Here is a 22411-nt window from a genome sequence, read left to right as displayed (position 1 = left end):
TCATGTAAGATTGAAACGATTTCTTTTTAGTTAGCTGCGTATAAGGCGCCATTAACTAAAGAGAAATACAGCAGGGGATTGCAAAAATGTTGTATATTGTTAAGGATAAATGTATTAAAATTAGTAGTTAAAGACAGTAAAATTGATGGAGGTACATCATAAGGAGGAAAAAGTTTGAAACAAGAATTAAAAATTCCACAAGCCACTACAAAAAGACTTCCTCTTTACTATCGATTTATTCAAAACTTTGCACAAGAAGGTATGGAACGTATTTCGTCGAAGGAATTGAGTGAAGCGATGAAAATAGATTCTGCAACTATTCGCCGTGATTTTTCTTATTTTGGTGCACTTGGGAAAAAAGGTTATGGCTACGATGTGCAGCATCTATTACAATTTTTTAGCCAGACGCTTGATCAACATGAAACGACAAAAGTAGCGTTAATTGGTGTGGGGAATTTAGGCAGTGCATTATTAAAATATAATTTTCAAAAAAACCATAATACACATATTGTGGTAGCATTCGATTCAAAAGCACCGAAGGATGGCAAAATGATCAGTAACATTCCGGTCTTTCATCCAGATTTATTGGAAGAAAAATATGCAGAATACGGTGCAGAGCTTGCTATTTTAACCGTTTCACCACGCTCCGCTCAAAAAATGGCGGATCGCTTAGCAGCCATGAATGCAAAGGGAATTTTAAACTTTACGCCAGAGCGATTAACAGTACCTGATAGAATGCAGCTTTTAACAATCGATTTATCGGTAGAGTTGCAAGCGCTTATTTATTTAATACGTAATCAGGAAGAGTGAAAACCATACATATTTTTTAGTGTAATTCACCGTTTCTGTCAAATAGATAATTTGAATAAAATGAGGTCAAATCAGTGAGTATGACGAAAAACTTTCACATATAATTAGTTAGCAAAATGGCGAAATATGCGTTAAAATGATGGATATAAAGAGGAGGTGGCTGTAATGGGTGGTATTGGTCCTATGAGCCTCATTATTATCGGAGTTGTCGCGTTACTAATTTTTGGTCCTAAAAAGTTACCAGAGCTTGGTAAGGCATTTGGTTCAACACTACGTGAATTCAAAAATGCTACTAAAGGTTTAGCCGACGAAGATGATGATGATAAGAAAAAGAAAGAACTAGATAAGTAAGTTAGGATGTTTGAGGAATGAATCCAAAAGATCTAACTGTCATTGAGCATATAGAAGAATTAAGAAAACGGCTGTTCATTGTTGCCGTTTTCTTTGTTCTAGCTATGGCCGGCGCCTTTTTTGTCGCAAAGCCACTTGTAAAATACCTTCAAATGACTGGAGCCAAATATAATATAGAACTCCATGCATTTGATGTAGTCACACCACTTGCAATTTATATACAAGTTGTTTTTATAATTGCATTTATTCTTTCATCACCAGTGTTGATGTATCAATTATGGTCGTTTATTAGCCCTGGATTAAGGGAAGTAGAGCGTAAAGCAACTCTAAGCTATATTCCGTATTCATTTTTATTGTTTCTTGCAGGGTTATCTTTTTCATACTTTTTACTATTCCCATATGTCATCAAATTCATGATGAATTTATCGAATGATTTGGAGATAAAGCAAACCATTGGCATACATCAGTATTTTACATTCTTGTTTAAGCTTACAATACCCTTTGGTTTCCTTTTCCAATTGCCAATTGTTGTTTTATTCTTTTCACGAATTGGCATATTAAGTCCAGAATTACTAATTCGTATTCGTAAATACTCGTACTTTGGTTTATTTGTATGTGCTGCGATTATTGCACCGCCTGAATTGGCTTCGCATTTAATGGTTTCAGTTCCACTGTTTATTTTGTATGAAATTAGTATTATGATTTCACGAATCGGCTATAAGAAATATCTTAAATCCGAAGAGATTCGATTAAAAGAAGAGCAGGAAGCGGAACAAAAGCGCCAGATTGAAGAGGCACTTGAGCAGCAACGACGACAAATAGAAGAATTGAATCAACAGTAATAAATAAAGCTCGGTGCCCTAAATGGGACACCGAGCTTTTGTGTTATTTTTGCATCTTACAATCGCTTTACAAAAATTTATTGCATTTTTTCGAGTTCTTGAAGAAACTTTTGCAATGGTTCCGCATAGAATTGTACAAGTGTCACAAATCCATTAAGCATGACGTGTGCAATAATAGACGTCCAAATGCGCTTTGTTTTGTGATATAAAAAGGCGAAAATTAAACCACAAATGGTATAAAGCAAGATATGTGAGAAGTCGAAGTGGATAATCGCAAAGAAAATGGCACTCACAATTGCTGCCACCCAGAAATTTGTTGTTTGGACAAGCGAGCCAAAGATCACTCTACGGAAGACGAATTCTTCTAAGATTGGCCCGAATACAACAATTGCTAATATAGCGATGGGAGCACCTTTAGCTATCGCGACAATATCTGCAGTATTTTGTGAGCCTCCTTCAATACCGAAAACAGCCATCTCAATAGCTGCACCAATCATTTGTCCAAAGAACACTAGGAAGAAGCCGATGATTCCCCACACAATTGTAAGAGGTATCGTTTCTTTTTTTCCTTGGTAAATGTTCCAAAATGCTTTATCTCGAGATGTAAGGATTAAGCTTAAAATGAGCGCTACCGCAAAACTTAGTGCGATATACCAACCTTGAGTAATAGGAGCCGCTTGTTCAGAAGCTAAACCAGTTACCTTCATGATGAGCCTATGGAACGGTAAGAGCAACCATCTGCTAGAGATTTGCATCAAGATATAAATCAGCAAAACATACAGGGCTGTTTTTTTATGTTTCGTTACTTTTTGAGAATTAGTCACAGTCAAAATCCTTTCCATTCATATGCTTCCTTTCTATTGTAGAGGAATATGGAAAGAAAACAAAATTTTTTGAAGTTCTGACTTGCAAAAAAAAGAGTGATTGATTATCATAATAATTGTGTTAGCACTCATTGATATAGAGTGCTAATAAATATCAACAATTATTTAATTATTAGGAGGTTGTTTCACTTGTTAAGACCACTAGGAGATCGTATTGTAATTGAACTAATCGAGGTAGAAGAAAAATCTGCATTCGGTATTGTACTACCTGACTCTGCAAAAGAAAAACCACAAGAAGGTAAAGTAGTAGCAGTTGGGACAGGTCGTGTATTAGAGAACGGGCAACGTGTAGAGCTTGACGTTAAAGTTGACGACCGCATTATTTTCTCTAAATACGCTGGCACAGAAGTTAAATTTGAAGGTAATGAATACCTAATTTTACGCGAAAGCGATATTCTTGCAATTATTGAATAAGAACTTTAAAGGCACCTTACGTAAGGTGAATACTTATTGTTTGCATAACAAATGTGACAATAAGGTGAAATTGATATAAATATATTGAAGAAGCTTAACGAATATTCCATTTCAGGAGGGTAAATTCTCATGGCAAAAGATATTAAATTCTCAGAAGACGCTCGTTCATTAATGTTACAAGGTGTAGATAAATTAGCAAATGCAGTAAAAGTAACATTAGGACCAAAAGGACGTAATGTTGTTTTAGAAAAAAAATTCGGTTCACCACTTATTACAAATGATGGTGTGACAATCGCTAAAGAAATCGAACTAGAAAACCCATACGAAAACATGGGAGCAAAATTAGTAGCAGAAGTTGCTTCTAAGACAAACGAAATCGCTGGTGATGGTACAACTACAGCAACAGTATTAGCTCAAGCAATTATTCGTGAAGGCTTGAAAAACGTTACAGCTGGCGCAAATCCAGTAGGTATCCGTAAAGGTATCGATAAAGCAGTTGCTGCAGCACTTACTGAATTACACGCTATTTCTCGCCCAGTAAGCAATAAGGAAGAAATTGCACAAGTTGCTGCTATTTCTGCTGCAGATGATGAAGTTGGACAACTAATCGCTGAAGCAATGGAACGCGTTGGTAACGATGGAGTTATTACAATTGAAGAATCAAAAGGCTTCACAACAGAGTTAGATGTAGTTGAGGGTATGCAGTTTGATCGTGGTTATGCTTCTCACTACATGGTAACTGACACAGATAAAATGGAAGCGGTTCTTGATAACCCATACATTTTAATTACTGATAAAAAAATTACAAACATTCAAGAAGTATTACCATTATTAGAGCAAGTGGTGCAACAAGGTCGTCCACTTTTAATGATTGCTGAAGATGTAGAAGGTGAAGCTCTTGCAACACTTGTTGTGAACAAACTTCGTGGTACATTTAATGCTGTAGCAGTAAAAGCACCAGGTTTCGGTGATCGACGTAAAGCAATGCTTGAAGATATTGCTATCCTGACAGGTGGACAAGTGATTACAGAAGAATTAGGCTTAGACCTAAAATCAGCTGATATTTCTGCACTTGGTCGTGCAGCAAAAGTTGTTGTAACAAAAGACAACACAACAATCGTTGAAGGTGTAGGCGGAGCAGACGCAATTGAATCACGCATTGGTCAAATTCGTGCACAACTTGCTGAAACTACTTCAGAGTTCGATAAAGAAAAATTACAAGAACGTCTTGCAAAATTAGCAGGCGGTGTAGCAGTTATCAAAGTTGGTGCTGCAACAGAAACAGAGCTGAAAGAGCGTAAACTTCGTATTGAGGATGCTTTAAACTCAACTCGTGCGGCTGTTGAAGAAGGTATCGTATCAGGTGGTGGTACTGCTCTTCTAAACGTCTATGCAGCAGTAGAAAAAGCGGCTGAAGCAGTAGAAGGCGACGTATCTACAGGTGTGAAAATCGTTCTACGTGCTTTAGAAGAACCAGTTCGTCAAATTGCTAATAATGCTGGTCTTGAAGGCTCAATTATCGTAGATCGTCTAAAACGTGAAGAAGTTGGCATTGGTTTCAATGCAGCAACTGGCGAATGGGTAAACATGATGGAAGCAGGCGTAGTAGACCCAGCAAAAGTAACTCGCTCAGCTTTACAAAACGCAGCATCAGTTGCAGCCCTATTCTTAACAACAGAAGCGGTTGTAGCAGATATCCCTGAAGCAGCACCAGCAATGCCAGATATGAGCGGCATGGGCGGTATGCCAGGAATGATGTAAGATTTAGTTAGCCTATAAGCACAATCTTTTAAGTAATATGACCACTTTCCATAGTTTTATGGAAAGTGGTTTTTTATTTTGATTTTTTATTAGAACTGAGTTTAAATAAAAATCCCTAAATTTTCTTCGCTATATAATATCCGGAATTTACAATGAGCTGTTTTAATTTCTATCGGAACAATAATTTTAGCGAATTAAAACCCGCTAGTAGTGGAATATTTATCTACTGAATGTATGCATAATCTATAATTAAAAATTTTCCTGTTGTTTTTCAATGGATTATCACTTACAATACAAAATGAAAATGATAATCGTTATCATTGACTAAAAGTTTAATAGATAGAGGTGAAATTTTGGATAGACAGGAAGCTAACAGAATAGGAATGGGCAATATTTATTATGTTATTATCTTGCTTTTAATAGTCTCTATTTTAATATCTGCCGTTTTTTCTGTATCAATAGGACAAATCAGCATTCCTTTCAAGCAATCGATGGATATTTTGCTACATACTATATCCAATGGAAAACTTGGAACACTTGATAGTGTGGAAAGTGAATCCTATTTGAATATTATTCTACAGGTCAGAATGCCGCGTGTGGTTTTTGCCTTATTGATTGGTGTCGGTCTTGCATTGTGTGGGGCTGTCATGCAGGCAGTTGTCCAAAACCCGCTTGCTGATCCATACATACTTGGTATTTCTTCAGGAGCGTCATTAGGTGCAACCTTTGCTATTCTAGTTGGTTTTGGGAGTAGTGCATTGTTAGCACAATTTGGAGTAGCCTTTGGTGCATTTGCAGGGGCGATGATTACCTCTATGGCAGTGCTTATCTTATCCAGCATTGGAGGTAAAGCAACCTCAGTAAAATTGGTTTTATCAGGGGTTGTTATCGGTGCATTATGTAGTTCGTTTTCAAGCCTTATCATCTTTTTTGCCAATAATGCAGAGGGCATCAAAACGGTTACGTTCTGGTCTATGGGGAGTTTAGCATCTGCCAGCTGGGACAAAACACCAATTTTAACAATCGTGATTGTACTAGGAGCTGCATTATTCCTTTTCCAACATCGTGTGCTAAACACAATGCTACTTGGGGATGAATCAGCTATCACCTTAGGGATCAATTTAAGTGCTTATCGTAAATTATATATGATTCTTACCTCGCTTATTACAGGAACGATGGTCGCTTATGCAGGTATGATCGGTTTTGTTGGTTTAATTATTCCTCATATCACAAGAGGTATTTTCGGGGCAGATCACAAACGATTAATGTTAGGAACATTGCTCTTAGGAGGGCTTTTCATGATTTGGGCTGATATTCTGTCTAGAACATTAATCCAAAATGTGGAATTACCGATTGGTATTATTACTTCTGTCATTGGGTCACCATTATTTATCTATATGATTGTAAAAAAAGGTTACAACTTCGGAGGGTAGAACAATGGAATTAGTAGCAAAGGAAATAGAAGTAAAAATCGGCAAAAAGGAAATCGTAAAAAACGTATCCATTCATGTGAATAAGCAACAATTTGTGGGCTTAATCGGACCAAACGGATGCGGAAAATCAACTTTACTGAAAAGCATTTATAAAAGCCTAGTACCTCAAAAAGGGATGGTCTTCTTAGATGATTTGGATGTTTTAAAAAGCGCCGAAAAAAAGATTTCTCAACACTTAGGTGTAGTTGGACAATTCAATGAAATGCACTTTGATTTAACGGTACAACAAATGGTGATGTTAGGTAGAACACCTCACAAAAAAATGCTAGAGTCAGATAACCAAAAGGATTTTGACATCGTAGAAGAGGCATTGACAAGAACAAACTTACAATCTTATAGAGAGCGCAGTTTTCTTTCACTATCTGGTGGCGAAAAGCAAAGGGTTATTTTAGCTAGAACGATTGCCCAGCAGCCTAAATTTATGATTTTAGATGAGCCAACAAATCATTTAGATATTCGTTATCAAATTGAAATACTATCCTGTGTAAAAAGTTTAAACATCGGTGTTTTAGCAGCTCTTCATGATCTAGAAATGGCAGCACATTACTGTGATTATCTTTATGCAGTAAAAGATGGTGAAATCTATGCACATGGTACACCCCAAGAAGTTTTAACACCAGAAACAATAGAAGCTTTATATCATATCAAATGTCAAACATTTACTAATCCAGTGACGAATGGATTAGGCTTTGCATATGGACTGTAGGAGGAAAAACATGAAGAAAAAATTATTATTAGGAATTGGTTTAGCAGCTTTATTAACATTAACAGCCTGCGGTAACACATCAAAAGATGCATCTAAGGAAACACAAACAAAAGAGCATTATCCACTGACAATTGAGAACTTTACAAAGGCTGAAGGTGGATCAACATGGGAAAAGAAAGATCAAGTATTTGATAAAGCACCTGAAAGAATTATGGCAAATACACGCCCAGCTGCAGAATTATTATTACATTTAGGATTAGGCGATAAAATCGTTGGTGTTGGTGCAAACTTTGGTGCAGTTGATAAAGCTGTTAAAGAAGAGTATGCTAAGCTAAATATTTTAAGTGATGAATATGTTGGGAAAGAGGTTACATTAGGTACTGATCCTGATTTAGTATTTGGTCGTGGTGGCTTATTTGATAATGCTGAATGGGGAGTAGGGACAGTAGATTCGCTTAATGAAATGGGTGTAAAAACATATGTTTTAGAGTCATCCGTAACAGGCGGCACATATGATTCTATTTATAAAGATATAAAGAATATTGGTGAAATTTTTAATGTTCAAGACAAAGCAGATAGCTTTATTAAAGAATTAAAAGGTCGACAACAAGATATTTCCTCAAAATTAGAAAGTATAAAAGAAGAAAAAACATTTGCCTATTTGCATACAAATGATCCAAAAGAGCTTTTTGTTTATCCAGCACACGATGAAACATTCTTTAATGATGCATTCAAAATGGTTAAATTAGATAATATTTTTAAGGATGAGACAGGCGATGTCAGTGTTGAAACATTAATTGCAGCAGATCCAGATGTATTAATTCTTCCTAACTGGGATGGTTCTGATTTGACAAAAGTACGTGAAGAAATTTATGCGAATCCTAAACTTTCCAGCATGAAGGCTATTAAAAATAAACAAATGTATATTGTAGATTACAATTATATGTTTGGCTATGGCTATAATACAATTGATGGAATGGAAGCATTAGCAAAAGAAATGTATCCAGACTTATTTAAATAAAACAAAAAGCGCTGTCCTAGCGGGTCGAATAAATGACACGTTAGGGCAGCGTTTTCTAAATACGGAGGAATAATTATTGTTATGACTGTAGAAGCTGCTCTTTATTTACTATTGTGGTTATTAACTTAGAATTTTCAGTGTTCCAGCAGACGGATACAGGATGCTGCGGATCGAGATAGAATAATTGAGTAAAAAGGTCTTGTCTTGTTTTTTTTATGGTAGTTGTATCAAGCAAATAGGGCGATAGGATTGGCAATAAGCCTGTTTTAAAAAGAGCCTCTTTTAAAGTCCAAAACTCATAAAAAACATGTAAAGGCTGATGAGAGACCAATTGACGCTCTATCTCAGAAAGCGCATATATCATCATATCTTCACTTACTGGCTTTATTTCTTCAACATCAATGCCCACTCGTCCGATAGTGGTGACTGCTAACACTATCCAATCCCCAGAATGAGAGAGATTAAAATCCCCCTGCCAATGTGGGTGTCCAGCAATATATGGGCGCCCACATTCATTATGAGCTAGATGTAACAGAACGTCATTTATATAGGGAAGGAGTGCCCATCTAATAAGAGTGCTACCTAGCAACGCTCTTTGCTGATCCTGCCAGCGCTTGTATTGCTGAACTTTTCTTTGCACCTCAAAAGGGAGTGCTTTAAGGAAAGCATCCCGTTCTGGTGGTGCTAACTGTACTCCTAGAGGAAGTGCAAATAACTGTATAGTTTGTTTTATCATCTTATATTGACTTGTTTTGGTTCAGGAAAGTAGCCTGTATCAATGCCATATTGAATCATTCTGTGAATAAAGGCTTTATTTGGTGCCGCACATTCAATCTTGGTATGAGCTAAAAATTCTATCGTTTTCTTGCAATTGAAGATAAATGGGGAGTCACTTGCTCCGTCACCTTCAAGCTGCGCAATGGCTAACGATAAATATTCCTGTACACCTCTTGAATGATCGCCATTTAATAGCCAATCAGTATACTCTTGTTTTGAAACAATTGTTAAGTCGTAACCAATTTCCTTAAGCATATCGATTAATTCTAAATAAGTAAGTGATACAGGGTTACATAAATGGAAGACATGGCCGCTGGTTGCTGGCTGGCTTGCCAAAGAAACAAGTGCCTGACTAGCATAATTAATTGGTGTGAAGTCAACATGCCACTGTGCAGTAGGTGTTTTACCTAAATTAAGCATTGATTTAATCATACGGTAAAAGGCATTGTCATCGATATTACGTTGGAATTTACCTGTTTCAGAATGACAGCTTAAATTTCCTACACGATAAATAGAGACAGGGATTCCATCCTGTACAGCGTTGCGAACAAGGTTTTCTGCTTCTAGCTTACTTTGAGTATAAACATTATCAAGCTTTACATTGTAATTGAAGTTACCTTTTGCTTCATTTGGTCCCCATTGTATGGCGGCTAGCTCCTCTGGAATGCCAATTGTCGATACATAATGGAAATGCACACCTGGTTTCTGTTTGGCTATTTCAAGCAAGTAGCGAGTTCCATTCACATTGACATTATTAAAATGATCAGCTGCACCAAAATGACGTACATCTGCACCACAATGAATGATAGCATTAATTTCTTTCATAATGATTTTTTCATCTTTATCAGATAAGTGTAGTCGTTGCTTCCCTAAGTCACCTTGGATAACAGTAATACGATCTTTCATCTGCTGAGCAATAGTATTGCCAAAATAAAATTGCATACTCTCTCTTAGTTTATCTTCAATCGTAGTTTGGGTGCTTGGTCGAATAAGGCAATATATGTGCGCAGTTGTTGTTGCTAATAGCTCATATAATACATGACTACCTAAATAACCTGTAGCACCTGTTAGTAATACCGATGTCATTGGCAAGGGCTTCACATTTTGGGAGACTTTTAGAGGACTAGGCTCCATTAAGTCTTTGAATACAATGCTTTTAGCTGGCTCGTCTTGATCTTCAATCGCTTCTGGTTGATAATGACGAATATAATGATCTAGTTCAGCAATCGTTTGATATTGGAAGAAATCCTGAATCTTTAAGAATGGTATATGTTTTTTCACTTGTACAAGAATCTCGAGCACTTTTAGCGAATGCCCTCCGATATGAAAGAAGTTATCGTGAATGCCAATTGGCTCAATACCGAGTACAAATTCCCATGCAGTAGCAAGCATACGCTGTGTATCATTTTCTGGGGCAATATACGTAATACTGCGTGATAAAGTTAATTCCAATGAAGCTAAGTGTTTTCGATCAATTTTTCCTGTAGGGGATAATGGCATTTCTTGCAATTCAATAAATTGCTCTGGCACCATATAATCTGGTAAAAGATTTGCTAAGTAGTCCCTTAAAAGATTCTCCTCAAGCTGCATCCCACTTGCCACCGTATAGTAGGCAAATAAATGATTATTCCCATCAGCCATTTTTTTTGCAATGATCACAGCTTCCTGAATGCTCGTATGATTGCTCAATACGGTTTCGATTTCTCCAAGTTCAATACGGAAGCCTCTTACTTTAATTTGAGAGTCTTTACGCCCAACAAATTCAATGACACCAGTTGGCAATAGTCGAACTAAATCACCTGTTCGATACATTTTTTGATCTGGCTTTAAGAGATGAGGTACAAATACTTCAGCTGTTTTTTCAGGCTGATGTAAATAACCTGCTGCTAAACCAGCACCAGCAATACATAATTCTCCGATTACATTAACGGGACATAGCTGATCGTCCGTGTTAATAACGTACATTTCATAATTGGCGATTGGTCTACCAATAGGGATACTAGATTGCATGTCTGTTATCTGACTTTTCACCTTAAAATAGGAGGACAATACTGTACATTCAGTTGGTCCATACACATTAATAATTTCTGTAGAGAGTCCAAATTTGTCTTGCCATTTTTGAACAATGGCAGGCAATAGGGCTTCACCACCTACAGATAAATAATTTAATGTCGAAAGCTTTTTTCTATAGCTTACTGGTAAATGTGTAGCTAGCTGTGTAAAGAAAGCATTTGGAACAGTAGCGGTCGTTACTTGCTCACGGTCGATCATATCAGCAAATGCCTCAATGGACAAACGCTCTATACTTGTAAGCATATGAAGTCTTGCACCTGAAAATAAAGCAGTAAAGGTTTCTGTTATAGAAGGGTCAAAACTAAAAGAAATAAACTGGGAATAAACATCTTCTTTAGTTGAATGGTAGATTCGTTGATTATCTGTTATTAAATTAATGACAGCCTCATGCTTAAGCATGACGCCTTTTGGCTTACCTGTTGAACCAGATGTATAAATAATATAGGCTAAATCGGATGGAAGAAGTTCACATTGGATATTTTCCTGTGAATATCCTTGCTCCATTTGGTTGATTGTGAACACTGTGCGTGTTTGGGAATCATTATGTATAAAATCATTCAGTAGAGCTGTATGTTCGTTTTTCGTTATGATAAATGGAGCACCTGTATCGTTTAATAGGTACTGACAACGTTCTTTTGGATAGCTCGGATCAATGGGAACATAAACTCCACCAGCTTTCAGGATACCTAACAAACTAATGACGGTTTCTTTACTGCGTTCCATAACTATCGCTACATAGTTTCCTTTTTGTAGACCGTTGGCAACTAACATATGAGCAACTTGGTTGGATTGTTCATTTAGCTGACGGTAGGTAAGTTTTCCACCTCCATAGGATAATGCGATTCGTTCCGCAAATTTTTGTGCTGCCTGATAAAATACGTCAGGTATTGTGGTGTTTTGATCGTAGTCAGCTATTGTACGGTTTAACGTTTGATATGCGAGTAAGTCTTCTCTGTTTAATAATTGTGTACTATTGGATTGAAGTGTTTGTTGGTCAAAAGAAAGCGTATTATTCTGTGATGGGTGTACATCAAATTCTTTTTTATTATTCAATTATGACAACTCCTATTTTAGAAAAGGGCCGACACCTATGAAGGAGCGATTATCGTCATTAGGTCCACAGTAATGAATCGATCTGTGAGAAACTAACGGACATAACTCTCCTTAATAAGGGCAGCCCTTTCATTTTTTATTTCACTACAAAGGTATTAACAACATTCATTAATTCATCAGATAGCTCGGATAATACTTGAGCTTCTTCAGAAACTCGTTGTACTGTATTCAATTGAGAGGCAGAAGTTGCTGCTACTGCTCTTGTATTGTCCTTTGAATTGACTGAAAAGTCTTCCATATCTTTTACGGCAGATGTTACTTCTTCCATACCAGCTGCCATTTCTTCAATTGTTGCAGAAAGCTCTTGAATTTGCCCTGTCACATGGTGAATGGAAGTTAAAATCTGGCTAAATGATTTTTCTGAATCATTGATCATGACAATACCATGATCTACTTCTTCTACAGCGTGAACCATGATATTTACAGATTCGTTTGTATCGTGCTGGATATGCGAAATAAGTGTAGAAATTTCTCTTGCAGATGCCTCAGATTGCTCTGCAAGTTTACGTACCTCATCAGCAACCACTGCAAAGCCACTACCAGCCTCCCCAGCACGTGCAGCTTCGATAGCTGCATTTAATGCAAGTAAATTGGTTTGTGAAGCAATCCCTGTGATGATTCCTACGATTTCTTCTATTTTATTGGAATGATCGCCAAGTAATTTAACAGAAGCTGCAGATTGATTAACAGCTTTGCTAATAGCATTCATTTGTGCAACAGATTTATTTGTCGATTCATTCCCTCTTTCAGCTTCCTCTGATGCTAAAATCGAGGATTCTGAAATTTGATTGGACGTCATAGCAATACGTTGAATACCAATATTCATTTCTTCAATGGTAATTGTACTTTCTTTTGCCTTTTGTACTTGAAGATCAGCGCCACTTGCAATCTCCTGCATAGAAGATGCTACATTATTATATGAATCGGAAGCTTCTTGCATATTTACAGATAAAACATTGGCTGTGTTTGAAACACGCTCAGAAACATTCGTTGTACTCTTAATAACATTTTTTAAGTTATCAATCATAGAATTAAAATTTTGTGTGAGCGTTCCTACTTCGTCTGTTGAAGTAACTGGTAATGGTTCAAGCTCTAAATTACCTTCTGCGACTTTTTTAGATTGTAAAGAAAGTTGTTGAATCGGTGTTAATTTTTTTCTTAAAAGAGTGTAAACAGCAATGGATGAACCAATTAAGAATATAACCGTTACTAATAACGTCCATAGGGCTTCAGACATCGCTTTTCCTGTTACCATTGATACGTCATAGTCAATGGCATAAGCAGCCAGCATGTCCCCATTCTCATCCAAGATTGGTGTAAGGCCTGTTTTATAGCTACCATATTCATCGCTATAAATATCTGTTGCTGTTGCTTTTTTTGTATCAAAAACTTCTTTAATTCTTGCTAGGAAATCTGGAGATAAACCCATTGCAATCATATCTTGGTTATACTCTGCCCCTAGTTCAAGTATACTAGATGATAGAACAGGTGCATTAATATTTTCACCGTTAACTGTAATTAAAAATAGATTGGTAATGCTATCTGAATTATCATTGATTGCATCCATTTCACTAGTTAATCGTAGAGCATCGGGATTACTATTTGTAGGATTCTCTAATATCGATTTTAGTGTAGTAATATCAATGGTTTTGGCTAGGATCATGCCTTTGTCAGAAAGAGATTGATTCATATCTGTTAAATTACTATTTCTTACTATATAATAAGAAAGACCTAAAGTAACTAATCCAAATAATAATAAAATACTCACTACTATTGCAGTTAATTTCTTACTAATAGACATTTGCTGCTTCTTGCGTGTTTTCATGCTTTTCCTCCTAATATGATATAGCGAATATTTCAAGCTAAGGACTATAAATGGATAATTCAGTCAATGTACTACACATTGAAGATGTTGATGTTATTCGTAGAAGTCCAGATGCGTGTAAACTATTTATAAATGCAAAATAATCTATTTATCCCCTATCATTTAACTACTATACTGCCAAAAAAATTGATTCACAACCCAGAAAACTTACTATTTCAAGTCATGATCTCTATGAATAATAGTTAATATATAGTTTTTTAGTCTATGTATTTTTATTGTTAGGTTAAATTTTTACAAAAAGCTATACATTTCCTAGTATAAAAAAGAAGTATGCTCATATCTAACTTATTTTCAGTTGATTAAAAATTTGGCTGAAATACCAATTTTCAATTCCTTGTTAGGGCTTTTTACTTATTTTGTCATGTCTTATGTGTAAAGAAATTTGGTTATTTTTGTTATGGGAATAAAATGAAAAGAGGTTATTTCTTTATTCTTAAATAAAGAAATAACCTTTTCTAGTTGTTGCTATGGCCGTGGATTACCAAATATACCCGGTAAAATATTAGGGAGTCCTGGTATTAATGGTGGTGGGAAACCAGGATATTGCCCCCCTGGACGTGGCGGATAAGGTTGGGGCGGATAGGGCTGTGGTGGGTATGGACGTGGCGGATAAGGTTGCGGTGGATAAGGCTGTGGTGGGTATGGACGCGGTGGATAAGGTTGAGGCGGATATGGTGGATATGGTGGTGGGTATGGCGGCGGATAGGAACTACCAGGAGGTGTTCCTGTACCTGCAGCAGTGATTTGACTAACATCCACAGTCACAATTTGACCATTATCTAACTGAATTTCAGCAGTTCTTCCTCCAGTTCCAAATGTCCGAATTAATGTACCTGAATAAGTACCAGTAGGGAGTGTTACCCATATTTTCATACCTGGGCGAAATTGACTGTTAAAATCTTCAGGGGCTAATCTAGGATAAACCAATGAAACACACCTTTCTTCATTTTTTCTAACATATGCCTATTGCGATTTTTGTCATAGGCTATAGGCTATGGATGCTTAAGTTCTAATTTGTTATAAAATAAAACAAATTTCATTATAATAAGGGAAAAAGCTAAAAGGATGTTTAGCACATGGCAATTATTAAGATAAAAAAAATAAACATACAAAATTTACGAAATGTACGACAGGGTGAAATTGTACTCGCAGTAAATTTTGAGACATTTCTACAAGCGAATGTTGTTGGCCTATATGGACAAAATGGCTCTGGAAAGACAACCATTGTAGATGCATTTAGTTTATTGAAGACACTTCTATCAGGATGGCTTGCTGAAGTGAAGTTGCCCTCTCAAAAGAAGCGACTTATATTAGCAGGCGAGCAAACAGCTAGCATGGATGTAGAATTTCTAGTTCAGAATCAATTCGGTACATTTTTTGTGAATTACTATGTGGAACTACAGGAGGATCAGTATCGACTATATACTACGTTGGAGCGCCTTACCTATCGAGAAAACACGAAAGGGAAGCGATCAAAGGTTTTAGTGGCTGTGACGGAGAGGGATGTACAAATCCGGCAATCGAAACTGGATGATTTGAGTGAACAAGCGCGAATTCAATTACTGGTTATTCAACAGCTAGCAAGAAAACAAAATATGTCATTTCTATTCCATAAAGATATAAAGCCATTATTAAAGGAACGACTTTCTGAGTTAGAAATGCAGTTGCTACAAAATATTGCCGTCGATTTTAGTCGGGACTTACATGTTGTTAATAATCAAAATATTGCCCCACTATTTGAAGAACGTATGATGCCATTCAGTATTCATTTAGAGAAAACAAGAGGCCTTATTCCCTATGATTTAAATGGACCAGCTTTATTACCAGAGGATGCATTCTATGCTCTATGTGAAGTTATTGAACAAAGTAATCAAGTGCTCTCAGCAATTATTCCTGGTTTGACGATTAAAATTAATATCATTACAAAGCAAATGATGGACAATGGTGAGCAGGGAATTCGTTTTGAATTTTTGTCTCAGCGTGGGGAGCGGGAATTACCGCTACGAACAGAGTCAGAGGGAATTTTAAAGATCATTTCGATTCTTAGTGTATTAATTGCTGTATACAATAATCCGAATGCATGTGTAGTGATTGATGAATTAGACTCAGGTGTATTTGAATATTTGTTGGGCGAGTTGTTAACAGTGATAGATGAGGATGGAAAAGGGCAACTTATTTTTACATCCCATAATCTACGTGTGTTAGAGGTGCTAGCTATTAAAAATTTATGGTTTACGACAACAAATGAACATCACCGTTATATGCAGCTAAAAGGTATTAAAGAAGTGAATAACGCTAGAGATGTCTATTTACGTGCTATCCAACTTGGTGGACAGGACGAAGAGATATATAAGGAAACCAAAACATTTAAAATAAAGCGTGCTTTTCGTAAAGCGGGTGTTCAACATGACTAAAAAAGTACTTTTAATTATTGTGGAAGGGCAGACAGAGCAAATTATTTTAGAGGATTATTTAGATGCTCATTTTGCGAATTCAACGATACGCTTTGATGTGCAACGTGAAGATATTTTAACAAAGTGGGATGCACACAAACGGATCCCCAATATTAAAAACAGTGTTGTACGAGTGATTCAAAGCTATCTTCAAAAATATAAATTTTTAGCCAATGATTTAACTGCTGTTGTTCATATTACAGATGCAGATGGATGCTTTATCGCACCAGAATGCGTCAAGATAGATGAGACTATCGAGCAAAACTTATTTTATACAGAGGATGCTATTTTAGTGAAGTCAGATAAACGTAAACAACAAATAGAACAACGTAATGATATGAAGGCTAAGAATGCTAGAATTTTGATTGCCAACGACCACTTTAGCATTAACCGTATGAAAGTTCCTTATCAATTATTTTATTTTTCTACGAATTTAGAGCATGTCTTATGGAATGAGCGCAATGAAATCCCTACAGAAAAAATGCAAAAAGCAGATGAATTTATGGACAATCTGTCAGGCACGATTGAGGAATACCTAAGCGCATACCTACCGGTCAGTTCAGAGTTGCCTTATAGGGAAAAGATAAAGAAAAGTTGGTCATTTTTAATGGAGGATTGTCATTCATTGCAACGAGGCACGAATGTACCGCTATTATTTGAAATGATTAAAACAGATGTACAGTAAAAAACAGGCGACGAAATACGTCACCTGTTTTTATCTAGTGTTAAATTAGCGCATTTGCTCATAGCTTCGAATATGAGTTAATATGGCAGGGTCTTTAATTTTTGTATCTTCACATAATAATAAAAGCTTGGACATGATCTCAGCAGTACGCGGATCATCATCCACCATCGGCAAGAAAATTCGTCCACGATGCTGAGAAGGTACAGCAAGAATCGGGATCATGGAACCGCCTATTTGATGCACCACACCACTTCCTAAATGTAAGGAGTAACTTGCTAGCTTACCTTCTATGAGAGCATGGTGCTTTTTCACTTCCACATTGTTTAGCTTCAATAATTTAGCCAATTCTTCTACGATAATACTGCGCATTTCAACAGTAGAATGACTTGCCTCAGGGTCTACACCACCAACATGAGCTACACTGACAACAAGATCAATATCTCGCATAACCTCAGAGAATATCGCAGCTGGAATATTATCTAAAACGATATTTTTGCCTGTGAGTCGATCATAGAAGTAAACACCTTCGATTGCAGGTGCTTCAATTTCTGCTGGCGTAAACCAATCTGCCTGTGCATACAAGGATGCCACAATATTTTGCTTATAATATACTTTACGTGGTCCTGTTTCATAGCTGATTTGCCAGCCACGTGTTTTCAACAAGGCTACTGTTTGTGAAGGATTTACTTGATGTCCTGCATAGCGCAATGATTGTTTCTGTGCTTTTTCATCAGCATTGATGAGATATAACTCACGGAACACTTGCTTAAATGGCTGTTGTATTTTGTGCTCGAACATATAGGATTGCCACTGTCTCCATTGACCACTTTCTAGAAGATGGTAAGGATGAGCAATCTTTATAGAGGACGAAGGAGCAAGGTCCACAATGTCAGCCGATAGAAGCTGTAAGCCTTGTGGTGTAAGCATTCCAACGTAATCATCGCTGATAAATATTAGTTTTTGTAAAAGTGGAGCTAGGATCGGATGGGCCAATAAATGAATGAGCTCCTCGATCGAAAATACAGTTTCTAATTCCATTGCTTGCTCAAGAGCTGGGCGTGCTCGTTTATATTGTTCTTGTAAGTCTTTTCGGGCTTCCTGCAAGATTACAATATCAGCATGCTTTTTTAATGCAGCAGGAACGTTCTTTAGGCGTTTACCATCTTTTTCAACAATAATAGCTACAGAGGCATCATCCTCTATTTGTAGATGGGCTGTAATTTGTTCGATTTGTTGTGCTTTAAATAAATGCTTCATATCGTTAAAGGCAGATAACTCCATACGCCATGTGAAGCGAGTGGCTTCTCCATCCCCTGCATTGCGCGCTAAATTTTCTAGAGCGATACTTGCTGCTCGAGCCTCACTTGCGCGGCGTTGAGCACCAAATTGCTTACTTTCCTTCAAAAACTGTTGAATAAATTGATAGCGTGTCAGGGCGTCTTTGTCATCTGATTTTATTAAAGGGATAAGACCAAGTGCGCGCAGTTTATCTTTATTGCGTTTATCTTTAATTTCTTGCATTAACGGTTTTGGACTGAGCTTACCGATAGCTGTATCGGCATAAAGCTGTGCCCGACGATGGTTGGCTCCTTCTGAGGCATACTTTGCAGCATCATAGACAATTTTGAAATTTTTAGCCCCAAGTGTTTGATAGGCGCTTTGGAACCAAGCTAAATCGAATGCACCATCACGGAAATCCTCAGCAGTGATGCTAGAGAAAAGGGCAATTTGATCTTTGGCATAGTCGGACAATGAATCTGTTGTGTGAGCAATAAAATACCAGGCTGATTCTTTTAATCCATTCCAGCCAATTACTTCACTGACAAGGTCTATCCAATGCTGGTTATACATCATGGCTTCAATTAAACGTTCTTTAGAAATGTCTGTTTTCTGCCATGCTTCTTTTAATTGCTGCGCTGTTTCTTCTTTTTTGGGGTAACAGTTAGTTAGCAATTGGGAGAATACATCCTTTTTCGTTTCTGCCTGCCAAATATATCCTCGCGCAAGCTTTTCTCCGTCAAGTGCCTGTAGAATCTGTAAGAAATAATCAATACCCTCAAAATAAGAAATGCTACTAGCAAGCTTTGTAACAGCAGTAGGCGTATCACCACGTTTTAGCTCTATGGCTAAAATTCGATCAATTGCTTGTTCACGAATAGTAAAGAAATCGGTTAAATCTTCAAATGACTGTTGATAGCGTTCTTGTAATTTAGTTGGCTCGTTAAATATTTCTGAAGCGAGCGTATTGGTAAAGATGGCCTCAAATAAGTGATCTTGCGTAAATAAACCAACCTTCATTGCGTCTAAATATTGGAATAAAGATAAATTGTAGACGTTTGGCTTATAGCTTTCATTTTTCATACGCTTTGTTAGCTCTTCATTGATAGCTAGCATTTTTACATATTCACCATAGGTTGCGTAATCAGACCAGCATCGATCAACAAATGTCTCAATGACATCTAAATCGATAATGGTAGAAGTGGAACGATAGTAATAATAACCCTTCTCTCGAACATCAAGTTGCCACTGATCAGCAGGGATTTGTTTGAATAGCTGTAATATTATGCCCACTGCCTGTTCGAAGCGATTAAATTCGGGTGCATGCTTTTGTAGTAATGAAAGTGCTTCCTGATGTAGCACTGTATCACCTGAGATTTTGTCGATGTCTTGGGATAGCACTGAGAAAATCTGTTGAATTGTATCGTCATATTTCAAGGAATTAAATTGCGCAACACGTACCTTTAAATCTTTGTATTGGAAGAACGGTTTAATTAGTGTATGAGCTGCTTCGGAAAGATCATGAGCAGAGGGGTATTCTGATAGACTATGATAAAAATTAAAATAGGCTAAGTCCTCATTACTAAATAATGCTGTCTTCATCCATTGAATAATTTCTTCGGGGATAGGATAAGCATCAAGACTAGCATGTCGTTGATTATCCGATTTAGTTGCCATTACACTATATCTTTGTCCTAATGTAGTGCTAATGGGTGTGTCATTCCATTGGTATGTTTCATATTCTAGTTCAGCATGTTTATCTAAAAGTTGAATAAGCTGCTCTAGCTTAGATAATAACTTATCAACATCATATTGAAAGAATTTTTCAAAAGGTGTAGGTGCCTGTACATAAAGTGGAGCAAGCTGTTGCCAAGGCTCTACATCATTCATTTGAATGGCTCCATCCGAAATACAGCCGTATTGAATAGGGGGATGTGGCGTATACAAGCCAAAGCCATTACTCTCGTTATACTCAGGGACATCCCTTGTAATTAATTGCTCTAACAACACTTGCTCGTTTTTAGTTACTTTTGGTAATAAGGAGCATAAAGCTGTAATTCGTTCGCTTGCTAAGCTGTATTCCTTAGAGGCTTCTAATAGTAACTCAAGCCCTCCAAGTCTCTTTAACTGCTTACTATCTTTTATCAGCCTTTCAGCACTTTGTAATAGATGGTTCTGTGGTTGAACTTTTAAGAGTGAAATAGCCTCTTTACGAAGTGCACCTGATTTATTAGCTAAAAGATCTTCAATTTTTGCTATTTCTTCTTCTGTTGGTGTTAGAGCATGTATTTTCTTTAACGCAAGAGAACGATTGATGGAACTGCGATCCCGTAAAGAATTAAATAAAAATTCACGTTGACCTTCTGTGACAGGGTCAAGACAATAAATATTCAGTAGTCCGATTCTACTTGATGGTGAGTAAGAATCAGCATGCTCAATAATCCGTTGGAATAATGCCTCGTCTTGTATATGGTGCGCTAAAATAATTTGTGTTGAAATTAAATCTTCTAATGACAAATGGACATGGACAAAGGATAGAGGTTTGCCTGTAATGATAAGTCCATCTTTCGTAATTTCATTCTTTGCCCACTCAAGCTGTTCAAATAAGAGGTATTCAATCCCTTGTAGCTGTGTGTTTTCTTGCATGAAGGTTTGAAGGATTTGCGCCCATTCATTGTCTCTTGCATACTCACTATTAATATGGTGATTAGCATAAAGAAAATTGCCCCATGCAAAGGCAAACAGCTCAATATCTTTTGTTGATAAGATTAAATCCTTCACAAATGGCGCTGTAAAGGAGATTTTCGATAAGTTTTTCAAAAAGGCAAGCGTTGTAAGTTGGATATGCTTGTCACGCTTTAAGAGTTTTGTTACAAGGTCATTTAACTTCGTATAGTCCTTTGTAGCAGTAGCCCATAATGCAACATAAATATCAATTGTACGTTCACTTTTTAACAATTGCTCAACAAAGCTGTCCTCTTCAATTGCGTGGATGGCTAATGTAAGAACTTCCTCTGTTATTTTTTGATTTTCGAAGCTATTATAGCCAAGTCCCATCCAAGTATCGACTGCTCGAATTACAGAGGAGAAGCGTGTTAGGCGATGTTCCTGAATAAGCTTCATCATGTTGAGCTGTGCATCTAGATTGCCATGGTCAATATTTTCTACTAGTGCCTGTCGTAAACCTTCTTGTCGTGCAGCTGCTATTAAGAGTTTACCAAGTGCATCATGCATACGACGATTACTTGACTTGAAAATACCTCGAATGAATGGATGACCGAAAAAGCTACTTTGATGCTCATCAAATAAAATACTCTCTACTGCTTCTTCGATGGAAGGGTTTTCTAATGATAGTTCTTCAGCGAGCAACTGTTCAAAAACATTAAAACCCATGACTTTCACATTTTCATTCTTCAAGACATAGGAGCTATAGTTTGGATAAGTGCCATGCTCATATTGGCGATGATTCGTTAATAACTCCTGCAAAGTAATTTCCTCAAATGTCAGCATCTCTTCTATTAACTGTAAACATTGAAAAAGATGGTCTTGTACTGGTTGAGATGAACGAAAGGATCGACGTAAAGCATCTGTTTGAAACATTGTAGCATCAAAATGTAATGCTAGTTTCTTGATCTTGAGTGCACGTTCTTGTGAAGAAAACAAGGTAAGCACTTCAAATAGTGGTCCACTAAATAGCTCTCCAAGTGAGGAATATTGCTGAGCAGCTATAAGTGGTTCAATGTCATAATCTCTATTGTCCATGTATTTTAACAGTGCGGCTGCTAAAGGCTGTATCGCTATAGGTGCAGAATCAGCTAAAGTTTGAAAATGTGTCTTTTGTTCATGTGAAAGTGTCATCAAAAAT

At 36.9% G+C, this 22411-nt stretch carries 16 protein-coding genes; 10 read left to right on the top strand and 6 right to left on the bottom strand.

Features of this window, described 5'->3' with window-relative positions; genetic code table 11:
- Positions 1 to 174 precede the first annotated feature (174 nt).
- The 3 genes from EW028_RS21690 (at position 175) to tatC (ending at position 2003) form a co-directional block, all read left to right on the top strand.
- Positions 175 to 810: a redox-sensing transcriptional repressor Rex gene (locus tag EW028_RS21690; protein WP_004224350.1), complete on the top strand. Its 636-nt coding sequence runs from the start codon at positions 175 to 177 to the stop codon at positions 808 to 810.
- 165 nt (positions 811 to 975) lie between these two features.
- Positions 976 to 1161 (top strand): twin-arginine translocase TatA/TatE family subunit, encoded by a 186-nt coding sequence (locus EW028_RS21685; RefSeq protein ID WP_008176991.1) that lies wholly within the window; start codon positions 976 to 978, stop codon positions 1159 to 1161.
- A gap of 17 nt (positions 1162 to 1178) precedes the next feature.
- Positions 1179 to 2003 carry a twin-arginine translocase subunit TatC gene (gene tatC / locus EW028_RS21680; RefSeq protein WP_131522365.1) on the top strand — a complete coding sequence of 275 codons (825 nt, stop codon included), beginning with the start codon at positions 1179 to 1181 and terminating at the stop codon, positions 2001 to 2003.
- A 77-nt stretch (positions 2004 to 2080) separates the two neighbouring features.
- Here the strand turns inward: tatC and EW028_RS21675 are convergent, their stop codons facing one another.
- On the bottom strand, positions 2081 to 2845 hold the full coding sequence (locus EW028_RS21675; RefSeq protein WP_115672985.1) for a CPBP family intramembrane glutamic endopeptidase: 765 nt from the start codon (positions 2843 to 2845) through the stop codon (positions 2081 to 2083).
- A 171-nt stretch (positions 2846 to 3016) separates the two neighbouring features.
- Between EW028_RS21675 and groES the strand changes: the two genes are divergently transcribed.
- The 5 genes from groES to EW028_RS21650 all read left to right on the top strand — a co-directional run bounded on the left by groES (position 3017) and on the right by EW028_RS21650 (position 8282).
- Positions 3017 to 3301 (top strand): co-chaperone GroES, encoded by a 285-nt coding sequence (gene groES, locus EW028_RS21670; protein ID WP_004224358.1) that lies wholly within the window; start codon positions 3017 to 3019, stop codon positions 3299 to 3301.
- A 129-nt stretch (positions 3302 to 3430) separates the two neighbouring features.
- On the top strand, positions 3431 to 5062 hold the full coding sequence (gene groL / locus EW028_RS21665; protein WP_004224361.1) for a chaperonin GroEL: 1632 nt from the start codon (positions 3431 to 3433) through the stop codon (positions 5060 to 5062).
- Positions 5063 to 5415: 353 nt separating this feature from the next.
- Entirely contained in the window at positions 5416 to 6495 is a 1080-nt protein-coding gene (locus EW028_RS21660; protein WP_131522364.1) for a FecCD family ABC transporter permease, read from the top strand.
- Between the two features lie 4 nt (positions 6496 to 6499).
- Positions 6500 to 7261 carry an ABC transporter ATP-binding protein gene (locus EW028_RS21655; protein WP_054548890.1) on the top strand — a complete coding sequence of 254 codons (762 nt, stop codon included), beginning with the start codon at positions 6500 to 6502 and terminating at the stop codon, positions 7259 to 7261.
- Positions 7262 to 7271: 10 nt separating this feature from the next.
- Positions 7272 to 8282, top strand: a complete 1011-nt coding sequence (locus EW028_RS21650; RefSeq protein ID WP_131522363.1) for an ABC transporter substrate-binding protein — start codon at positions 7272 to 7274, stop codon at positions 8280 to 8282.
- Between the two features lie 79 nt (positions 8283 to 8361).
- Here the strand turns inward: EW028_RS21650 and EW028_RS21645 are convergent, their stop codons facing one another.
- The 4 genes from EW028_RS21645 to EW028_RS21630 form a co-directional block, all read right to left on the bottom strand.
- Entirely contained in the window at positions 8362 to 9018 is a 657-nt protein-coding gene (locus EW028_RS21645) for a 4'-phosphopantetheinyl transferase family protein (protein ID WP_131522362.1), read from the bottom strand.
- On the bottom strand, positions 9015 to 12185 hold the full coding sequence (locus tag EW028_RS21640) for a non-ribosomal peptide synthetase family protein (RefSeq protein ID WP_131522361.1): 3171 nt from the start codon (positions 12183 to 12185) through the stop codon (positions 9015 to 9017). Before EW028_RS21640 ends, EW028_RS21645 begins: the two co-directional genes overlap by 4 nt.
- Before the next feature lie 136 nt (positions 12186 to 12321).
- On the bottom strand, positions 12322 to 14070 hold the full coding sequence (locus EW028_RS21635) for a methyl-accepting chemotaxis protein (protein WP_131522360.1): 1749 nt from the start codon (positions 14068 to 14070) through the stop codon (positions 12322 to 12324).
- 525 nt (positions 14071 to 14595) lie between these two features.
- Entirely contained in the window at positions 14596 to 15057 is a 462-nt protein-coding gene (locus EW028_RS21630; protein ID WP_131522359.1) for a hypothetical protein, read from the bottom strand.
- 149 nt (positions 15058 to 15206) lie between these two features.
- On the opposite strand from EW028_RS21630, the gene EW028_RS21625 reads away from it, so the two are divergent.
- Both EW028_RS21625 and EW028_RS21620 read left to right on the top strand, forming a co-directional pair.
- A complete protein-coding gene (locus EW028_RS21625) occupies positions 15207 to 16544 on the top strand; it encodes an AAA family ATPase (RefSeq protein WP_131522358.1) in 1338 nt (445 codons plus the stop codon).
- Entirely contained in the window at positions 16537 to 17268 is a 732-nt protein-coding gene (locus EW028_RS21620) for a hypothetical protein (protein ID WP_131522357.1), read from the top strand. Before EW028_RS21625 ends, EW028_RS21620 begins: the two co-directional genes overlap by 8 nt.
- 45 nt (positions 17269 to 17313) lie before the next feature.
- On the opposite strand, the gene EW028_RS21615 is transcribed toward EW028_RS21620, so the two are convergent.
- Positions 17314 to 22404: a DUF4132 domain-containing protein gene (locus EW028_RS21615; RefSeq protein ID WP_131522356.1), complete on the bottom strand. Its 5091-nt coding sequence runs from the start codon at positions 22402 to 22404 to the stop codon at positions 17314 to 17316.
- Positions 22405 to 22411: the final 7 nt, after the last annotated feature.

The organism is Lysinibacillus sp. OL1 (assembly GCF_004332175.1).
Classification (GTDB): domain Bacteria; phylum Bacillota; class Bacilli; order Bacillales_A; family Planococcaceae; genus Lysinibacillus; species Lysinibacillus capsici.
Note: the sequence above shows the minus strand (reverse complement) of the source record. Positions and strands in the feature narration are given on the sequence as shown.

What these genes read in the sequence shown, in the direction of transcription:
- EW028_RS21625 (WP_131522358.1), top strand. Translation starts at nt 15,207, where the DNA reads ATGGCAATTATTAAGATAAAAAAAATAAACATACAAAATTTACGAAAT.
- EW028_RS21650 (WP_131522363.1), top strand. Translation starts at nt 7,272, where the DNA reads ATGAAGAAAAAATTATTATTAGGAATTGGTTTAGCAGCTTTATTAACA.
- EW028_RS21635 (WP_131522360.1), bottom strand. Translation starts at nt 14,070, where the DNA reads ATGAAAACACGCAAGAAGCAGCAAATGTCTATTAGTAAGAAATTAACT.
- EW028_RS21620 (WP_131522357.1), top strand. Translation starts at nt 16,537, where the DNA reads ATGACTAAAAAAGTACTTTTAATTATTGTGGAAGGGCAGACAGAGCAA.
- EW028_RS21615 (WP_131522356.1), bottom strand. Translation starts at nt 22,404, where the DNA reads ATGACACTTTCACATGAACAAAAGACACATTTTCAAACTTTAGCTGAT.
- EW028_RS21675 (WP_115672985.1), bottom strand. Translation starts at nt 2,845, where the DNA reads ATGGAAAGGATTTTGACTGTGACTAATTCTCAAAAAGTAACGAAACAT.
- tatC (WP_131522365.1), top strand. Translation starts at nt 1,179, where the DNA reads ATGAATCCAAAAGATCTAACTGTCATTGAGCATATAGAAGAATTAAGA.
- EW028_RS21655 (WP_054548890.1), top strand. Translation starts at nt 6,500, where the DNA reads ATGGAATTAGTAGCAAAGGAAATAGAAGTAAAAATCGGCAAAAAGGAA.
- EW028_RS21685 (WP_008176991.1), top strand. Translation starts at nt 976, where the DNA reads ATGGGTGGTATTGGTCCTATGAGCCTCATTATTATCGGAGTTGTCGCG.
- groL (WP_004224361.1), top strand. Translation starts at nt 3,431, where the DNA reads ATGGCAAAAGATATTAAATTCTCAGAAGACGCTCGTTCATTAATGTTA.
- EW028_RS21645 (WP_131522362.1), bottom strand. Translation starts at nt 9,018, where the DNA reads ATGATAAAACAAACTATACAGTTATTTGCACTTCCTCTAGGAGTACAG.